The organism is Nocardioides sp. (assembly GCF_024509035.1).
Classification (GTDB): Bacteria; Actinomycetota; Actinomycetes; order Propionibacteriales; family Nocardioidaceae; genus Nocardioides.
The window spans coordinates 1-17,291 of sequence record NZ_JANINT010000439.1 but is presented as its reverse complement, the minus strand read 5'-3'; the positions used below and the strand labels follow the sequence as shown (position 1 = coordinate 17,291).

Sequence of the window (17,291 nt, the reverse complement as noted above, 5' to 3'; positions counted from 1 at the left end):
ATCCTCGTCGGTGACCTGACCGCGATGCCGGCGATGGCCCGGATCGCGGAGACCCTCCACCTGCCGACGTACGTGTTCGCCGAGGTGCCCGACGAGCTGGCCGACTACCTGCCGTCCGGACCGCAGGTCACCTGGACGACGCCGCCGAGCGAGGGCCAGAGCGACCTGGCCGCCGTCGTCGAGGGCATCGACTGGCCCGACGGCGACGGCTACTTCTGGATGGCGGGGGAGTCGGGGCAGATGCGCGCGATCCGCAAGCACCTGATGCGCGAGCGCCGGCTGCCGAGCACGGCGTACGACGTCATGGGCTACTGGCGCGCGAACGCGCAGCGCCACCCTCGGGCCGTGGACCCGGGGCCGATCTACCGGGCCGGCAAGGCGGCGGGCAAGACCGACGAGCAGATCTGGGCCGAGTACGACGAAGCGGGAGAGCGCTGATGAGCGAGCACAAGAGCGGCTTCGTGTCGTTCGTCGGGCGACCCAACGCCGGCAAGTCGACGCTGACCAACGCCCTGGTCGGCGCCAAGGTCGTGATCACCTCCGACAAGCCGCAGACGACGCGCACCGTGGTGCGCGGCATCGTGCACCGCGAGGACGCCCAGCTGGTGCTCGTGGACACGCCCGGTCTCCACCGGCCGCGCACGCTGCTGGGGGAGCGGCTCAACGACCTGGTGAAGACGACGCTGGCCGAGGTCGACGTCGTGGCGGTGTGCCTGCCAGCAAACGAGAAGGTCGGCCCGGGCGACCGGTTCATCGTCAACGAGATGGCCAAGGTCAAGCGGACCACCAAGGTCGCCGTCGCCACCAAGACCGACCTCGCCAGCCCGGAGCGGATCGCCGAGCACCTGCTCGACATCCAGCGCCTCGGCGCCGAGACGGGCACCGAGTGGGCCGAGATCGTCCCGGTCTCGGCCAAGTCCGGCGACCAGGTGAAGCTGCTCGAGGAACTGCTGGTCGGGCTGCTGCCCGAGGGGCCGCAGCTCTACCCGGACGGTGACCTCAGCGACGCGCCGGAGGAGATCCTCGCCGCCGAGCTGATCCGCGAGGCCGCGCTCGACGGGCTGCGCGACGAGCTGCCGCACTCGGTCGCCGTCGTCGTCGAGGAGATGGGCCTGCGCGAGAACCGTCCCGAGGACAAGCCGCTGCTCGACATCCACGCCAACGTCTACGTCGAGCGCGACTCGCAGAAGGGCATCATCATCGGCCCCAAGGGCGCCCGGCTCCGCGACATCGGCACCCGCGCCCGCAAGCAGATCGAGGCGCTGCTCGGCACCCCGGTCTACCTCGACCTCCACGTCAAGATCGCCAAGGACTGGCAGCGCGACCCGCGCCAGCTCAGGAAGCTGGGGTTCTGATGACCCGTCCCGCGCCGCTGCAGGCCTGGCACGCGATCGCCGAGGCCCGCGACGCCGCCGGCCTGGCCGAGCTCCTCGCCGAGGACGTCACGTTCCGCTCCCCGGCCGTGCACACGCCCCAGGAGGGCAAGGCCCTCACGACGGCGTACCTCACGGCCGCGATCGCGGTGCTCGGCCCGAGCCTGACCTACGTGCGCGAGTGGTACGACGACTCCTCGGCCGTGCTGGAGTTCCGCGCCGAGCTCGACGACGTCACCGTCCACGGCATCGACATGCTCACCTGGGGCGAGGACGGCCGGCTCACCGACTTCACGGTGATGGTGCGCCCGTTCAAGGGCCTGCAGAAGGTGATCGAGGAGATGGCGGCCGAGCTGACCCGGATGCAGGGTGAGTCCGATCAGTCCGGGGCCCAGCAGCGCCCGTAGTGCTGCCCGGCCGCCCACTGCTCCGCGGTCGGCCACTCGTAGCCCCACTGGTAGTCCAGCGAGCTCTCGGCCACCTGGGCGCCGGCGTCCTGGCAGGGGCCCTCTCCGGCGGCTCGGACCTGCTTCGCGCCGGGATAGGTGTCCTGGTCGAACGGGACGACTGCGATCGCCCGCCAGGAGTGCTCGGCGGAGCAGATCACCCGGTCGAAGCCGGCGGTGCCGGGCTCGGCGGTGCCGCACATCGCGTAGCGGTCGCGCTCCTCGGGCCGGTCGAGGACACCCGCGAGCCGGCCCTTCAGCGGTGCGAGCCTGCCCTCGGACGCCAGAGCGACGACGTCGCAGCGGTACCACGACGCGCCCGCGTCGGATGCCGCGACGTCGGGGGTGAACCACACCGCGCGCAGCATGCTGAGCCGTCGGTCCTCCAGCGCCCCGCCGAGGTACGTCGCGAGCCGGTCGGGGCACGCGGCCGCGGGCTGGGCCTGCACCCGCTCGGAGTCGACGGCGAGCAGGTGGCCGTCGACGACGGTGTCGAGCTGTCCAACGGCGAAGGTCACCGAGGTGTGCAAGCCGTCGCAGTCGACCGGTCGGTGGTCGCTCGTGGGGGCCACCGCCTCGTCGTAGGCCAACCGGTAGCACGCGCGGACAGCCGGCTCGGGCGCCGGGGTCGCGGTCGGAGGAGGTGCCTGGCTGGTGGTGGGAGCCGAGGTCGGCGTCGGCTGGGCGGACGGCGCGTCGCCCCCGCTGCAGGCGGTCAGCGCCGCCGTCAGCGCCGCCGTCAGCGAGGCCGCCAGCACGGTCGCGGCGAGCGGCCGCCTCACTGCTCGGTCTTGGCCCAACACACCGACCGCCGGTTGCCGGCGTCCCACTCCGCCTCGTGGAACCAGGTGTAGCCGAAGTCGTAGTCGACGGGGTAGTTCAGCCAGGCGCCGACCGACTTGGAGCAGAAGTCGCGCGTGGTCACCTCGACCACGCGGTCGCCCGGGTAGTCGTCGCCCTTCTCGCCGAGGGCGATCGTCGTCACCGCGCGCCACAGGTGCGGCTCGGTGCAGGGGACCTTCACCGACCCGGCCACGGTCGGCCCGTCGGCGCAGACCATCCACGTGTCCTGCGGACGGCCCAGGAGCAGGCCCTTCGCCGTGGGCGGCAGGTCGACGTACTCCTTGCTCTGCTCGCCGCCGCCCACGATGTCGCAGCGGTACCAGCGGGCGCCGCCGTCCCAGGCGTCCTCCGTCGGGCGGAACCACGCCCAGCTGACGACCGTGCGCATCACGAGGCTCTCGTCGGCCCCGAGGAAGTCCATGAAGGCCTGCGAGCAGGTCTCGTAGGCCCACGCGCCGAGGCCCTCGTCGTCGTAGTCGGCGTCCTCGAAGCGGTCGGGCAGCTGCCCGACGGCGAACGTCTCGGCGGTGTGCGGCTCGGCGCACTCGACGGGCTCGGTGGTGTTGCTGGGCTCGGCCACGTCCTCGGGCGCGAGCACTCGGCACTCGCCCAGCTTCGGCGGGGTCTCGGTCGCGGCAGGAGAGGCCTTCTCGCCGCAGGCGGAGAGCAGCCCGGCGAGGAGCAGGCCGAGCGCGAGACCGGTCGCAGCGGTCGCGACGAGCGAGCGGCGGCGTGCGGCCAGCGGCACTGCTCCTCCTCGCGCGACGGTCTCGAGGCGAGCCCGTCGTACGCCGGGCCCGCGTCCGCGTGATCGTACCGCCGCCACCCACGTGTGCTCCGACGCCCACGGGGGCACCGTGCCTCCATGCCTCGTGACCACATCCTCGCCGTCGTCCAAGCCGGCGGCACGGGCGGGCGCATGGACGTGCTGACGCGCGAGCGCGCGAAGCCCGGCCTGCCGTTCGCGGGCATCTTCCAGCTCGTGGACTTCCCGCTCTCCAACCTGGCGCACAGCGGCATCACGGACGTCTGGCTCTCGGTGCAGTTCCTCGGCAGCAGCCTCGGTGAGATGGTGCAGAACGGGCGGCCCTGGGACCTCGACCGCAACCGTGGCGGCCTGCGGCTGCTCATGCCGCAGGAGGGTGCCGGCAGTGCCGACGAGGACGGCTTCGCCCGGGGCAACGCCGACGAGCTCTACCGGATCCGTGACCAGATCACCCAGGACGGGCCCGACGCGCTCGTCGTGATGAGCGCCGACCACGTCTACCGGTTCGACGTGATGGACGCCGTCCGGACCCATCGGCGCGCCGGAGCGGAGTGCACGGTCGTCACGACGACCGTGCCCGTCGAGGAGGCGACGGACCACGCGACGGTCGAGACCGACGACGCGGGGCGGGTGACCCGCTTCGAGTACAAGCCCGACCGGCCGCGGACCGGGACGGTGGCGGCCGAGATCTTCGTCTACGACCCGGCGGCCCTGGTCTCGCTCCTCGAGGAGCTCCACCGTGAGCTGGGTGCCGACGCGGAGGACGGGGACACCGGGCTCGGTGACTACGGGGACCACCTGCTGCCTCGCCTCGTCGACCGCGGCACGGTCGTCGCGCACGCGATGCCGGGCTACTGGAAGGACCTCGGGCAGCCGCACAAGTACCTCGCCGCCCACCGTGACGTGCTCACGGACGACCAGGGCGTCCTGGGCGACCCGGACTGGCCGATCATCGGCCACCTGCAGCAGCGACCGCCGGCCCGGGTGCTCGACGGCGGCCGCGTCGCCGACAGCCTGGTCAGCCCGGGGTCGGTGGTCCGCGGCACCGTCCTGCGCAGCGTGCTCGGTCCGGGCGTGGTCGTCGAGGAGGGGGCGCTGGTCCGCGACAGCGTGGTCTTCCAGGACACCCGGATCGCGGAGGGCGCGCGGGTGGACTGGTCGGTCGTCGACCGGGACTGCGTGATCGGGCCGGCCGCCGAGGTGGGCTCGCCGGACACCGACGCCGACGACCCGGACGCGATCACGCTGGTCGGCCGCGGCTCGACCATCGGCCGAGGCGTGCTGCTCCCCGGTGGGGCCCGGCTCGAGCCGGGCACCACCGCCTGAGAGCGGCTCAGCCGGCCTCGCGCAGCTCGGCACGCAGGTCGCCGAGGATGCGGCTCAACAGCCGCGAGACCTGCATCTGCGTGACGCCGAGGTCGTGGCCGATCTCCTCCTGGGTGAGGTCCTCGAAGAACCGCAGGTACAGGATCCGGCGGTGCCGCTCGGGGAGCCGGCGTACGACGGGCGCCAGCGTCATCCGCGCCTCCGAGGCGGACTCGTCGTCGTCGACGCCCGCGATCAGGTCGCCGATCGAGGTCTCCGTCTCGCGGCCGAGGGGCTGGTCGAGCGAGGTCGGCTGGAAGCACCCGAACGCGGTCGCCGCGTCGCGGTACTCCTCCACCGAGGTGCCGAGCACGTCCGCGATCTCCTGGTCGGTCGGCTCGCGGCCGTGGTCCTGGGTCAGCTGCTCGACGACCCGGCTGACCCGCCACTGCAGCTCCTGGATGCGGCGCGGCGGCCGCACCGTCCAGCCCTGGTCGCGGAAGTAGCGCTGGAGCTCTCCGCGGATCGTGGGCACCGCATAGGTGAGCAGGTCGTTGCGCAGGGTGGGGTCGAAGCGCCGTACGGCCTTGGTCAGGCCCTCGTAGGCGACCTGGCGCAGGTCCTCCTGGGCCACGCCGCGGTTGCGGAACCGGGAGGCCACGGCCTCGGCGACGCCGCGGTTGATGACGACGACCCGGCCGAGCAGCTCGTCGCGCTCCTGGTCGTCGTCGGCACGGTGCGCCGCGTCGAGGAGCCGCGTGGTCTGCTCGCTGCGCTCCTGGCGGCTCAGGCCGCAGTCGGGGTCCGCTGTCGTGCCGAGCTGGCCGAGGTCGTCGACGACGGCCTCGGGTGCGGCATCCGTGGGGATGTCGGTGTGAGAGGTAGTGGGCGTGAGGGGCGTGGTGACCATCGGCGATCTCCATCTCCGAGCGATGGTGGCTTGCCGTGTGCTCAGCAAGGTGGTGCGACCGTCTCCGCCCTCTCGACGCTACCTGCTTGCTCAGGGAGTGCAACCCGGTGGGACCACGGCGCTGTCCGAGTCGTACCCGGCCCGCCTGCGACTACCCCTCGACAGCCTGAAGTCCGCCCTAAGGGGTGAGTGCCGGGACCGGTTGGCGTGGGGGTCCACCCGACAGGTACGGCGACGACGACCGGATCCCCAGGGTCCAGCACCCGGACGGCCCACTGCCTGCGGGAACGGCGGGCCGTCCGGTGCGTTATGGTGTCCGGGTCATGATGCGCAGCCTCCTCCTTCGCTGCCGCAGCGAGGTCTGAGCCCGATCCGGGCAGCCGGACCCCCTCGCTGCGGAGTGTGTGCGTGCGCCGGCCTCTCCGACCAGCCCACCGAGGAACCCTCATGACCATCCCGCAGCAGCAGCCCAGTCCGATGCCGTTCCAGCGCTACCGGGCCTTCCCGCCGATCGACCTGCCCGACCGCACCTGGCCGAACCGGTCGATCTCCCAGGCGCCGCGGTGGCTCTCCACCGACCTGCGCGACGGCAACCAGGCGCTCATCGACCCGATGTCGCCGGCTCGCAAGATGAAGATGTTCGAGCTCCTGGTGAAGATGGGCTACAAGGAGATCGAGGTCGGGTTCCCCTCGGCGAGCGAGACCGACTTCAGCTTCGTGCGCCAGCTCATCGAGGGCGACCACATCCCCGACGACGTGACGATCTCGGTGCTGACGCAGGCCCGCGAGGACCTGATCGAGCGCAGCGTGCAGTCGCTGATCGGCGTCCCCCGCGCCAACATCCACCTCTACAACGCGCTGGCCCCGCTGTTCCGCCGCGTGGTGTTCCGGGCCAGCAAGGACGAGGTCAAGGACATCGCCGTGCGCGGCACCCAGCTGGTGATGAAGCACGTCGAGAGCAACCTCGACACGACCGTCATCGGCTACGAGTACAGCCCGGAGATCTTCACCAGCACCGAGCTGCCGTTCTCGGTCGAGGTGTGCGAGGCCGTCTCCGACGTCTGGCAGCCCGACGACGGCCGCGAGATCATCCTCAACCTGCCCGCGACCGTCGAGGTCGCGACCCCGAACGTGTACGCCGACCAGATCGAGTGGTTCTCCCGCCAGCTGACCCGGCGCGAGAACACCGTGATCTCGCTGCATCCGCACAACGACCGGGGCACCGCGGTCGCCGCCACCGAGCTCGCGGTCATGGCGGGCGCCGACCGCGTCGAGGGCTGCCTGTTCGGCCACGGCGAGCGCACCGGCAACGTCGACCTGGTCACGCTGGCGCTCAACCTCTTCAGCCAGGGCGTCGACCCGCAGGTCGACCTGTCCGACATCGACGAGATCCGCCGCACGGTCGAGTACTGCACCCAGCTGCCGGTGCACCCGCGGCACCCCTACGCCGGCGACCTGGTCTACACGGCGTTCTCCGGCTCCCACCAGGACGCGATCAAGAAGGGCCTCGAGGACCTCGACCGCCAGGCCGAGGAGCAGGGCGTGTCCGTGCGCGAGCTGCCCTGGGAGGCGCCGTACCTGCCGATCGACCCCAAGGACGTCGGCCGCACCTACGAGGCCGTGATCCGCGTCAACAGCCAGTCCGGCAAGGGCGGCGTGGCCTACCTGCTGAAGGCCGAGCACAAGCTCGACCTGCCGCGGCGTGCGCAGATCGAGTTCAGCCGGGTCGTCCAGGAGCGCACCGACGCCGAGGGCGGCGAGCTCACCGCGGACGAGATCTGGGGGATCTTCCGCGCCGAGTACCTCGACCGCGAGACCCCGCTCAAGCTCAACTCGGTGCACACCTCCTCGGCTGCGGGTGAGAAGGACGCCCTCGACGTGAACGTGTACGTCGACGGCGAGATCCGCTCGCTCCACGGCGAGGGCAACGGCCCGATCGCGGCGTTCGTCAACGCCATCAACGACCTGCCCCACGAGTGGGACGTGCGGGTCCTCGACTACGCCGAGCACGCGCTCTCCGCCGGCGGCGACGCCCTGGCGGCGGCGTACGTCGAGTGCCTGGTGCGCGACCAGGTCTACTGGGGCGTCGGGGTCGACGCCAACATCGTCACCGCCTCCCTCAAGGCCGTGATCAGCGCGGTCAACCGGACGCAGTAGCCGGAGGCCGCGTCTCGCGTGTCGGCTCCGCCGCCACGCGGGCCGCGGATGCGGCTTCGGGTTGATCGCCAGACGGTGTGGTTGCGGTTGGCGCTCGGCACGAGGCCGCTACCTCGCGAGGGGCAGCCGCACGGTGAACGTGGTGCCCTCGAGGTGCGCAGACTCGACGTCGATCCGGCCGCCGTGGGCGGCGACGGTCGCGGCCACGATCGACAGGCCCAGGCCGGTGCCCTGGATCGCTCTGTGCTGGGCGGTCGAGGAGCGGAAGAACCGCTGGAACAGTCCGGCCTGCTCCTCGACCGGGATGCCGAGGCCGGTGTCGCTGATCGAGACCCAGGCCTCGCCGTCGCGTCGCTCGACGCGGCACTCGATGCGACCGCCGTCCTCGGTGAACTTCACGGCGTTGCCGAGCAGGTTGGTCAGCACCCGCTCGAGCTGGACCCGGTCGCCCAGGACCAGCACCGGTTCGGGGGGTGCGCTCACCACCAGGTCGAGGTCGCGACCGGCGAGCAGCGGCCGCAGGGACTCCTCGACGGGTGGCAGCAGCGAGCCGAGGTCGAGGGTCTCGTGCTCCCAGCTGGTCGCGCCGGAGTCGAGGCCGCTGAGCGTCAGCAGGTCGTCGCACAGCAGGATGAGCCGCTGGCCGTTGCGGGCGATGCTGTCGAGCATCGGGCGCTGGGCCGGCGTGGGCTCGCCGACCGTCCCGTCCTCGAGGAGCTCGGTGTAGCCGACGATGCTGGTGACCGGGGTGCGCAGCTCGTGGCTGACGGTCGAGACGAACTCGTTCTTGGCCTCGTCGAGCTGTCGGAGCCGCTCGACGGCGAGCCGCTCCTTGTCCAGGGCGGCGACCAGCAGCTCCTGGCTGGCGCGGGCCTCGGTCACGTCGCGCCCCACGCACAGGTAGCCGACCCGGGCGGCGAACGCGTCCGCGGCGACGCTCAGCGTCATCGACACGGTGTGCGGACGCCCGTCGGAGCCGACCCAGGTCCAGTCGCGCGGTGCGGTCTCGCCGCCCGCGGCGATGCCGGCGACCAGCTTGGCGAACGCGTCCCCGTCGGCGGTCCCGCCGCTGCGGGCCCGGAGCTCGTCGGGGTCCAGCAGTCCGACGAACGGCCGGCCGACCATGTCGTGCGCGTCGTAGCCCAGCAGGTTCACGGCGCCCGCGTTGAAGACCGTGATCAGGCCGTGGGTGTCGATGCCGATCAGCGCGGTGGTGATGGCGGCCTGGAGGAGGTGGGAGTACATGCCGGCCGCGGTGCGCTCGGCGGTCACGTCGATGCCCGTGATGACGGCGTACGCCGGCTGGTCGTCCTCGCCCCGCACGATGTTGCTGTTCCAGAGCACCCGCAGCGTCTCGCCGCTGCGCGTCGTGGCGAGCGTCTCGCGGCTCACGGCCGCGCCGGAGCGGTTGGGCCAGGTGAACAGGGCCTCGATGTCGCCGGCGGTCGCCGGCGCCAGCGAGGTCTCCCAGATCCTGCGGCCCACGAGCGCGTCGGCCGGGTAGCCGGTGAGCTCGGTGGCCGCCTGGTTGACCCGGACGATCGTGCCCCGCGCGTCGATGACCAGGATCAGCGCCGCCGTCGTGTCGAGCGTCGCGCCGGTGAGCTTCTCGGCGGCCTCCAGCTGGCGGCGGGCGTCGTACTCGGCCGTGACGTCGAGCAGCTGGGCGGAGTACGTCGGCTCGGGGCCCGCGGTCAGCAGCGAGAGGGCGACGTTCACGCGGGCGCCGGGCCGGTCGCGCAACCCGGTCTGCGCCCGCCAGCCGTCCGGGCTGCCGGCCAGCATCTGCGCCGCGACCAGCTCGATCGGCTCCCGGGTGTCGAGCACCTCGGCCAGGCCGCGGCCGACCGGTGACCGGGAGCCGCCGATGATGCGGGCCGCGGCCTCGTTCACGTCGACGATCTCCAGGAGGCTGCGACCGTTGCGCAGCAGCACCATGCCGATCATCGACTCGGTGAAGTTGCGCCGGAACAGACGCTCGCTGGCGGTGAGACGTGCCAGCAGGCGGTGCCGCAGGTCCATGGCCAGCGCCAGCGGTGTCGCCACCGTCGCGGTGCACAGCAGGTAGCCCTGCACCAGGGTCGCCATCGTGGTGGCTCCGATGTCACCGTCGTCGAAGTCCCCGGCGAACGGCCCGCCGCCGATCGAGCTCAGGTACGTCACCACGATCGCGAACCCGACGACCTCCCACGTCACCACGCGCAGGTCGAGGCGCAACGCCGCCCAGGCCAGCACCGGGAGCGGCAGGGTCGAGAGCGCCAACGTCTGGCCGGGGGCGAAGACCACGGCGGTGACGGCCGCGAAGGTCGCCGCCTGGAGCAGGGTCTCCGCGGAGATCGGCGTCCGGGCCCGGTCCAGCGTGGCGAGGGCGGCGGGGACGATCACGAGGATCGACGTCGCCTGGGAGGTGTAGACCGACCGCGCGACCTGCCACGCGTTGCCGTCGGCGAGGACGGCGAGGGCCACGGGGGCGGTCACGGCGATGGCGAGGGCACCGAGCAGTGCGGCGGCGGCCACGCGACCGAGGTCCTCGAAGGAGGACAGCCTCGGCGTCCGGTCTCCGCGTCGCAGCAGCGCTCCGGCGATCAGCGCCACGCCGGCATCACCCACGCTCAGGACGACAGAGCCGTCGAGCTGGCGTCCCCCGGTCATGTTCGCCAGGGTGCAGACGACGACGATCGCCAGGAGCATCGGCGCCCACCGCCGGCGTCGGGTGAACGCGATCAGGACGACGGAGAGCCCGGCGCCGGGCCACCAGGTGGCGACCGCGCCGTGCTCGGGAGCGAAGGTCACGGCCACCGTGCTCGCGCCGTAGATCGCCACCAGCAGGGCGAGCGTGGCCGGCCACGCGAGCTCGCCACGGCGGGGGACCATGGAAGGAGTCTCTTCCACCCGGAGCCTGTGCGCACGAGGTTCGGGGCATCCAGGCCTCGCGTTGCGCCCTCTGCTGCGGTCGCTGGCCTATGTTGGGCCCATGCTGGTGTCGGAGCGGATCGGGCAGTTCTTCGTGGAGACCGAGGCGGGCCGCGACCGTCTCGAGTACACCGAGTACGGCGCCGGCGACGCCTGGGTGGTCCTCCTGCCCGGCGAGCTGATGCCGCGCCGGATGCAGCAGCCGCTCGCCCGGGTCCTGGCGGGCGAGGGCCTGCACGTGGTCACCCTCGACCCGCTCGGCCACGGTCGCTCCGACCGTCCCGCGGACCCGCACGCCTACTCGGTCACGGCGTTCGCGGAGCAGGTCGTCGCGCTCCTCGACCACCTGGGCGCCGCCCAGGCCGTCGTCGGGGGCTCCGGGCTCGGCGCCAACGTGGCCCTCGAGACCGCGGCCGTCGCCGGTGGCCGCGTACGCGGTCTGATCCTCGACGCGCCCATCCTCGACAACGGGGTCGAGGCAGGCATCCTCGCGTTCGGTCCGCTGCTGCTCGCCGCGCGCTTCGCCCCGCTCTCGGTCAGCCTGCTGCGGCGGCTGACCCGGCCGGTGCCCCGCGGGATCGTCCCGTTCTGGGCCGGCATCGCCCTCGACACCTGCGACCAGCGTCCGGCCGCGATGGCGGCGCTCCTGCACGGGCTGTTCTTCGGCCGCGCGGCCCCCTCCGCCCGCGAGCGGCGGGCGATCCGTGTGCCCGCGCTGGTGGTCGGTCACGGTGCAGACCCCATGCACCCGGTCGCCGACGCCCGGATGCTCGCCGAGGAGCTGCCGAAGGGCACGTTCGTCAAGGCCCGCTCGGTGGCGGAGTGGCGGCTGCACCCCGACCGCCTCGACCGGCACGCGGCCGACCTGGCGACCCGGTGCTGGAAGGCACCCCGCCGCAGCCGCCGCGCCGGCGCCTGAGTCGACCCGCCCGGAACTTTCGGGCGGGTCAACGTGGTGCTGCGCGCCCGCGGGGCACAATTGTCCCCATGCTCTACCGCGACGAGGCCATCGTGCTGCGCACCCACAAGCTGGGTGAGGCCGATCGCATCGTCACGCTGCTGACCCGCCAGCACGGTCGGGTGCGCGCCGTGGCCAAGGGCGTGCGCCGCACCACCTCGCGCTTCGGGTCCCGGCTCGAGCCGTTCACGCATGTGGACCTCCAGCTCGCCGAGGGGCGCAGCCTCGACACGATCACCCAGGCCGAGACGCTCACGCCGTTCTCCAAGGGGCTCGGGCTCGACTACGACCGCTACACCGCCGGCACGGTCATGCTCGAGACCGCCGACCGTCTGGTGGCCGAGGAGCGCGAGCCCTCGGTGCAGCAGTTCCTGCTGCTGGTCGGCGGGCTGCGGGCGATGGTGGCTGGGGAGCACGCGCCCGGCCAGGTCCTCGACTCCTACCTGCTGCGTTCGCTGTCCGTCGCCGGCTACGCGCCGTCGTTCGACCACTGCGCCCGGTGCGGCACGCTGCCCGCCGAGGAGACCCGGCACCGGTGGTTCAACCCGTCGATGGGCGGGGTGCTCTGCTCGACCTGCCGCGTGCCCGGATCCGCATCGCCCGCCCCCGAGACCGTGGGGCTGCTCGGTGCCTTGCTCGCGGGTGACTGGGAGATCGTCGACCCCGCGCCGGCGCGCCACCTCAAGGAGGCCAGCTCGCTGGTCGCGGCCTACCTCGCCTGGCACCTCGAGCGCGGGCTGAAGTCCTTGGCGTACGTCGAGCGCTGAGCACGCGCCCGGGCCCGAGTCCGTCGGCTGGGCCTCAGGTCGGCTGGGGACCCGCCGATCACCTTCCTGGGACGAGGGACGGAGGTGAGCGGTGCACGCGTCGGAAACGCGAGGCCGCTGGCTGTTCCAGCACCTGTGCTGGAACGGCGGCGATCCGGATCCGCGCGTCCTCCAGTCGTCCTTCACGCTCATCCTCGTGGTCGCCCTCGGCCTCCGGATCGCCGGTGAGGGGCCGGTCCCGCTGGTGTCGTGGCCGGTCGCCGGGGTCGTGCTGGCCGGGCTCGCCGGACTTGTCGTGCTGACCGCACCCGCCGCCAGGGTCGCGGCGCTGGCTCGCGCGAGCGCGGTCCTCCACATCGCCACCCTCGGCATGCTCGCTCACGGCTCGGTTCGACGTCGCCTCGGGCCTGGTCGTCCTGCCGTCCATCTGGCTCGGGGTCGAGCTGGGCCGCCGCGGGGTGGGCCTCGCCGTCGGGTCGACCATCGCGTTCCTCGTCGTGCCCCAGCTGGTCTCGCGCGGCTGGGGGCTGTTCAACGTGGAGTGGCTCCTCCTCCTCACGGTCCTGTCCGGGCTGAGTGCCTTCGCGACGAACGCAGCCCTCGTGCTCGCGCGCGCCGCCCAGGCCCAGGCGGAGGCTCGGGAGGCCGACCTGGCGGACGCCCTCGAGCTGATCGAGCGTGGCCGCCGTTCGGGGGAGGCGGTCTTCGGAGCGGCCGACGTCGGGCTCGCGCTGCTCGACGAGCACGGTCTTCCCGCCCTGATCAACGAGCGGCTCGCGGAGTTCTCCGAGCTCGCGTACCCCGGAGGCGATCTCTCGGCCGCGCGGGTCTTCGACGAGTCGGGGCTCACTCCGGTGCCGATCGAGGACGTGCCCACCGCCCGGGCCAGGCGGGGGGAGGAGTTCGACGACGTCCGGGTGTGGATCGGGCCGGACGACGCCACCCGGAGGGCGATGTCGGTCTCGGCCCGCCGGGTCGAGGACGCCGACGGCAACGTGGTGGGAGCGGCCGTGGCCTACACGGACGTCACCGACCTGATGCGGGCCATGCAGGTCAAGGACGACTTCGTCGCGCTCGTCTCGCACGAGCTGCGGACGCCGTTGACGCCGATCGTGGGCTACATCGACGTCGCGCTGGACCGCTCGGATCTGGACCCGGTGCTGCGCAAGCAGCTCGAAGCGGTCGCCCGCAACGGCAAGCGGCTCGAGCGGCTGGTGCAGAACCTCATCGACGAGGTGCAGCACGCGGGCCGGCCGGTGCCGGTGCGCGGTCGGGACACCGACCTGGCGGAGCTGGTCCGCGGGTGTGTCGCCGGCGCTCGTCCGGAGGCCTGCCGGCTCGGTCTGCGCCTCGACGCCGAGATCCCGGACCGCATCACCTTCCGGGGGGACCCGCGGCGACTGACCCAGGTGGTCGACAACCTGGTCTCCAACGCGTTGAAGTACACCGAGGCGGGAGGCCTCGTCCAGGTGCGGGCGGCCGCGACCGGGGGCGTCGTGCAGATCACGGTCCGCGACACCGGGATCGGCATCCCACCGGCCGACCAGGCGCGACTGTTCACCCGGTTCCACCGCGGCACCGAGGCCAGCCGGCGCGCCATCCAGGGCATCGGCCTCGGACTGTCGATCACCAAGTCCATCGTCGAGAGCCACGGGGGCCGGATCGAGGTCGAGAGCGAGCCGGGCCGGGGGAGCGAGTTCCGGGTCGTCCTTCCGCGCCACGCAGCGCAGCTCGCCTCCTGAGCTGCGGCGCGCCCCTCGCAACCAGCCCCCTCCTCGGCCGGAGGGCCACTAGGCTCGCGGCCGTGAGACGAACGGTCCGGCAGCCCACCCCGCACCCGTCGGGCGCTCGCCCGCCGGCGCTGCCGCCCGACCTGGTGCCGCGGCACGTCGCGATCGTCATGGACGGCAACGGTCGCTGGGCCAAGCAGCGCGGGCTGCCGCGGACCAAGGGCCACGAGCAGGGCGAGCACTCGCTGTTCGACGTGGTCGAGGGCGCGATCGAGATCGGCGTGAAGGCGGTCTCGGCGTACGCCTTCTCGACGGAGAACTGGTCGCGCACCCCGGACGAGGTCCGCTTCCTCATGGGGTTCAACCGCGACGTGATCCGTCGCCGTCGCGACGAGATGCACGAGCTCGGCGTCCGGGTCCGGTGGGCCGGTCGCGCTCCGCGACTGTGGAAGTCGGTCGTCAAGGAGCTGCAGGTCGCCGAGGAGCTGACGCGGCGCAACGACGTGCTGACGCTGACGATGTGCGTCAACTACGGGGGGCGCGCCGAGCTCGCCGACACCGCCCGCAGCATCGCTCGTGAGGTCGCCGCAGGGCGACTGGACCCCGAGAAGGTGGACGAGAAGACCTTCGCCCGTCACCTCTACGTGCCGGAGCTCGCCGACGCCGACCTCGTCTGGCGCACGTCGGGGGAGCAGCGGCTCTCCAACTTCATGCTCTGGCAGGCGGCCTACTCCGAGCTGGTCTTCACCGACGTGCTCTGGCCCGACGTCGACCGCCGCCACCTGTGGCACGCGATCGAGCTCTACGCGAGCCGCGACCGGCGCTATGGCGGCGCCGCGCCCAACCCGGTGGCCCCGCCTGGGCCCGTCGAGGACTGAACGCCCACCATGACCCGTCTCGCCACGAGACTCGCGGGCCTGCACCGACGTCTGCTCTTCGCCGAGGAGCACGACCCCGCCATGGTGCAGACGGTGTTCGGGGCGATGTTCGTCGCCGACCTGCTGCTCCGCAAGGCCGGGGGGTCCTCGATGGGCCTCGCTTCGTGGCCGATGGCGGGGCTCGGGGTGGTCGCGGCGACGACCGTGGCCGCTTTCACGGTGCCGTGGCGGAGGGTCCCGCCCTGGGCGATCGGGGTGGTGCCGACCGTCGACATCCTCGCCCTGGGGCTCTCCCGGATGGACGCCGCGGGCAGCGCGGCCGGGGTGCTCGCCGTGGTCCCCGCGCTCTGGTTGGGTCGGCAGTACGGCCGCAGTGGAGCGCTGGTGGTGCTTCTCGCGACCACGCTCCTCCTCGCACTCCCGGGGCTGGCGTACCTCGGGGTCTCCGGTGCGACCCTGGCCCGCACCGTATTGATCCCGCCGGTCGCGACCTGGGCGGCGTTGGCGATCTCCTATGCCATCGAACGGGTCCGGGCCAGCCTCGAGGTCATCGAGCATCAGCGCCGTGTGTCCCAGGCGATCTTCGACACCGTGGACGTCGGTCTGCTCCTGCTCGACCGCGACGGCGGCTACGAGGGGATGAACCGGCGCCATGCCGAGTTCATGCGGCTCGCGTATCCCGACGGGCACTCGGGACGGGCCGGGGAGCTGGGCGCGGTCTACGACGCCACGGGGGCGCGCGAGCTGGCACGGGAGGAGATGCCGACGTACCGCGCCAGCCGGGGCGAGGAGTTCGAGGACGTCCGGATGTGGATCGGCCGCGACCCGCTGACGCGGCGCGCCCTCTCCGTCTCGGCGCGACGGGTCGAGAACGACGCCGGCCAGCTGGCCGGGGCATCGTTGGCCTACAAGGACGTCACCGACTACATGAAGGCGTTGCGGGTCAAGGACGAGTTCGTCGCCTCGGTCTCCCACGAGCTGCGCACCCCGCTGACCTCGATCGTGGGCTACGTCAACATCCTCCTCGAGCGCGACGACCTGCCGCCCGACGTGGTCGCGCAGCTCGAGGTCGTCGCGCGCAACACCGGCCGCCTGCACCGCCTGGTCGCCGACCTGCTCCACACCGCGCGCACCGACGAGGGCCAGCTGCCGGTGGTGCGGACCCCGATCGACCTGGCGGCGATCGTCCGCGACTGCGTGGCCGCGGTCGCGTCGACGGCCGCGCGCAACGGGGTCACGGTGGAGCTGGAGGGACCGGAGTCGCTGGTGGTGCTGGCCGACGAGGAGCGGATGGGGCAGGTGGTCGACAACCTGGTGTCCAACGCCGTGAAGTACACCCTCGCCGGGGGACGCGTCCACGTGCAGCTGGGCATCGACGGCGACCGGGCCGAGCTCTGCGTCACCGACACCGGCATCGGGATCGCCCCCGCCGACCGCGACCGGCTGTTCACGCGGTTCTTCCGCAGCCGGCAGGCCCAGGAACGCTCGATCCAGGGTGTGGGGCTCGGGCTGAGCATCACCAAGTCGATCGTCGAGAGCCACGGGGGCCGGATCGAGGTCACCAGCGAGCTTGACACCGGCAGCGTGTTCCGGGTGCGGCTGCCGCTCAGGCCCTGACCGCGCGCCGGGGCCTCAGCCGCAGGTGCGGCAGGTGCCGAAGATCTCCAGGGTGTGGCTGACGTCGGCGTACCCGTGCTCGGCGGCGATGGCGCGGGTCCAGCGCTCGACGGCCGGACCCTCCACCTCGACCGTCGCGCCGCACGAGCGGCACACGAGGTGGTGGTGGTGGCTGTCGGAGCAGCGGCGGTAGATGGCCTCGCCGTCCTCGGTGCGCAGCACGTCGACCTCGCCGGCCTCCGCGAGCCGCTGCAGCGTGCGGTAGACCGTGGCGAGACCGACGGGCGTCCCGCACCGGGCGAGCAGCTCGTGGATCTCCTGGGCGGAGCGGAAGTCCGCGAACGTGTCGAGCACCTCGGTGACCGCCCGGCGCTGGCGCGTGGGGCGCAGCGCGGTGGCCGGCGTGCTCTGGTCGTCAGTGCTCGTCATAGTGCCTCCCGTGCGGTGCGTGCCGGTGCCCGTCGTGGACGTAGTCGACGTGGTCGCCGTGAGGCACGGCGACGTGGCCGCAGTCGTCACCGTGCTCGTGGGGGTGCTCGTCGATCGTCTGGTGGGCGGTCGCGGGCACGACCGGGAACGGGCGGCGCATCCGTTGCCGCGACCGCAGCCAGACGCCGACGGGCCAGGA

At 72.6% G+C, this 17,291-nt stretch carries 15 protein-coding genes and 1 pseudogene; 10 read left to right on the top strand and 6 right to left on the bottom strand.

The window, feature by feature from the left end:
- From Q0L15_RS23780 to Q0L15_RS23770, 3 genes are all read left to right on the top strand, one after another.
- Positions 1-438: siderophore-interacting protein (locus Q0L15_RS23780; RefSeq protein ID WP_296607330.1), on the top strand; the 438-nt coding region annotated here is incomplete at its 5' end.
- Complete coding sequence (gene era / locus Q0L15_RS23775) at positions 438-1,355, top strand: GTPase Era (protein WP_296607329.1); 918 nt, start codon at positions 438-440, stop codon at positions 1,353-1,355. The genes Q0L15_RS23780 and era, both read left to right, overlap by 1 nt.
- Positions 1,355-1,780: a nuclear transport factor 2 family protein gene (locus Q0L15_RS23770; protein ID WP_296607328.1), complete on the top strand. Its 426-nt coding sequence runs from the start codon at positions 1,355-1,357 to the stop codon at positions 1,778-1,780. The genes era and Q0L15_RS23770 overlap by 1 nt, the downstream gene beginning before the upstream one ends.
- On the opposite strand, the gene Q0L15_RS23765 is transcribed toward Q0L15_RS23770, so the two are convergent.
- Complete coding sequence (locus tag Q0L15_RS23765; RefSeq protein ID WP_296607327.1) at positions 1,753-2,601, bottom strand: septum formation family protein; 849 nt, start codon at positions 2,599-2,601, stop codon at positions 1,753-1,755. The two genes, Q0L15_RS23770 and Q0L15_RS23765, sit on opposite strands and share 28 nt — an antisense overlap.
- Positions 2,598-3,410, bottom strand: coding sequence for a septum formation family protein (locus Q0L15_RS23760; RefSeq protein ID WP_296607326.1), 813 nt, complete (start codon positions 3,408-3,410; stop codon positions 2,598-2,600). Before Q0L15_RS23760 ends, Q0L15_RS23765 begins: the two co-directional genes overlap by 4 nt.
- A gap of 117 nt (positions 3,411-3,527) precedes the next feature.
- On the opposite strand from Q0L15_RS23760, the gene Q0L15_RS23755 reads away from it, so the two are divergent.
- The gene (locus tag Q0L15_RS23755) at positions 3,528-4,754 is read left to right on the top strand and encodes a glucose-1-phosphate adenylyltransferase family protein (protein WP_296607325.1); all 1,227 of its coding nucleotides are present in this window, start codon (positions 3,528-3,530) and stop codon (positions 4,752-4,754) included.
- A 7-nt stretch (positions 4,755-4,761) separates the two neighbouring features.
- On the opposite strand, the gene Q0L15_RS23750 is transcribed toward Q0L15_RS23755, so the two are convergent.
- A complete protein-coding gene (locus Q0L15_RS23750; RefSeq protein ID WP_296607324.1) occupies positions 4,762-5,643 on the bottom strand; it encodes a sigma-70 family RNA polymerase sigma factor in 882 nt (293 codons plus the stop codon).
- A gap of 447 nt (positions 5,644-6,090) precedes the next feature.
- On the opposite strand from Q0L15_RS23750, the gene leuA reads away from it, so the two are divergent.
- Positions 6,091-7,800, top strand: a complete 1,710-nt coding sequence (gene leuA, locus Q0L15_RS23745) for a 2-isopropylmalate synthase (protein WP_296607323.1) — start codon at positions 6,091-6,093, stop codon at positions 7,798-7,800.
- 108 nt (positions 7,801-7,908) lie between these two features.
- Here the strand turns inward: leuA and Q0L15_RS23740 are convergent, their stop codons facing one another.
- The gene (locus tag Q0L15_RS23740; protein ID WP_296607322.1) at positions 7,909-10,674 is read right to left on the bottom strand and encodes an ATP-binding protein; all 2,766 of its coding nucleotides are present in this window, start codon (positions 10,672-10,674) and stop codon (positions 7,909-7,911) included.
- Between the two features lie 100 nt (positions 10,675-10,774).
- Here Q0L15_RS23740 and Q0L15_RS23735 point away from each other — a divergent pair, with 100 nt between their 5' ends.
- The 5 genes from Q0L15_RS23735 to Q0L15_RS23715 all read left to right on the top strand — a co-directional run bounded on the left by Q0L15_RS23735 (position 10,775) and on the right by Q0L15_RS23715 (position 16,663).
- Complete coding sequence (locus Q0L15_RS23735) at positions 10,775-11,632, top strand: alpha/beta fold hydrolase (protein WP_296607321.1); 858 nt, start codon at positions 10,775-10,777, stop codon at positions 11,630-11,632.
- Between the two features lie 68 nt (positions 11,633-11,700).
- On the top strand, positions 11,701-12,438 hold the full coding sequence (gene recO / locus Q0L15_RS23730) for a DNA repair protein RecO (RefSeq protein WP_296607320.1): 738 nt from the start codon (positions 11,701-11,703) through the stop codon (positions 12,436-12,438).
- A gap of 458 nt (positions 12,439-12,896) precedes the next feature.
- The gene (locus Q0L15_RS23725; RefSeq protein WP_296607319.1) at positions 12,897-14,180 is read left to right on the top strand and encodes a HAMP domain-containing sensor histidine kinase; all 1,284 of its coding nucleotides are present in this window, start codon (positions 12,897-12,899) and stop codon (positions 14,178-14,180) included.
- 62 nt (positions 14,181-14,242) lie between these two features.
- Positions 14,243-15,046, top strand: coding sequence for an isoprenyl transferase (locus Q0L15_RS23720; protein ID WP_296607318.1), 804 nt, complete (start codon positions 14,243-14,245; stop codon positions 15,044-15,046).
- Positions 15,047-15,055: 9 nt separating this feature from the next.
- The gene (locus Q0L15_RS23715; RefSeq protein WP_296607317.1) at positions 15,056-16,663 is read left to right on the top strand and encodes an ATP-binding protein; all 1,608 of its coding nucleotides are present in this window, start codon (positions 15,056-15,058) and stop codon (positions 16,661-16,663) included.
- A gap of 15 nt (positions 16,664-16,678) precedes the next feature.
- On the opposite strand, the gene Q0L15_RS23710 is transcribed toward Q0L15_RS23715, so the two are convergent.
- Together Q0L15_RS23710 and Q0L15_RS23705 are read right to left on the bottom strand one after the other, a co-directional pair.
- A complete protein-coding gene (locus tag Q0L15_RS23710) occupies positions 16,679-17,092 on the bottom strand; it encodes a Fur family transcriptional regulator (protein WP_296607316.1) in 414 nt (137 codons plus the stop codon).
- A pseudogene (locus tag Q0L15_RS23705) lies at positions 17,079-17,291 on the bottom strand (metal ABC transporter permease); the annotation flags it as partial. The gene Q0L15_RS23710 and the pseudogene Q0L15_RS23705, both read right to left, overlap by 14 nt.

Bases quoted from the DNA above. Each gene is read 5' to 3' on its own strand.
- Q0L15_RS23710 (WP_296607316.1), bottom strand. From the start codon at position 17,092: ATGACGAGCACTGACGACCAGAGCACGCCGGCCACCGCGCTGCGCCCC.
- Q0L15_RS23770 (WP_296607328.1), top strand. From the start codon at position 1,355: ATGACCCGTCCCGCGCCGCTGCAGGCCTGGCACGCGATCGCCGAGGCC.
- era (WP_296607329.1), top strand. From the start codon at position 438: ATGAGCGAGCACAAGAGCGGCTTCGTGTCGTTCGTCGGGCGACCCAAC.
- recO (WP_296607320.1), top strand. From the start codon at position 11,701: ATGCTCTACCGCGACGAGGCCATCGTGCTGCGCACCCACAAGCTGGGT.
- Q0L15_RS23740 (WP_296607322.1), bottom strand. From the start codon at position 10,674: ATGGTCCCCCGCCGTGGCGAGCTCGCGTGGCCGGCCACGCTCGCCCTG.
- Q0L15_RS23755 (WP_296607325.1), top strand. From the start codon at position 3,528: ATGCCTCGTGACCACATCCTCGCCGTCGTCCAAGCCGGCGGCACGGGC.
- leuA (WP_296607323.1), top strand. From the start codon at position 6,091: ATGACCATCCCGCAGCAGCAGCCCAGTCCGATGCCGTTCCAGCGCTAC.
- Q0L15_RS23750 (WP_296607324.1), bottom strand. From the start codon at position 5,643: ATGGTCACCACGCCCCTCACGCCCACTACCTCTCACACCGACATCCCC.
- Q0L15_RS23715 (WP_296607317.1), top strand. From the start codon at position 15,056: ATGACCCGTCTCGCCACGAGACTCGCGGGCCTGCACCGACGTCTGCTC.
- Q0L15_RS23735 (WP_296607321.1), top strand. From the start codon at position 10,775: ATGCTGGTGTCGGAGCGGATCGGGCAGTTCTTCGTGGAGACCGAGGCG.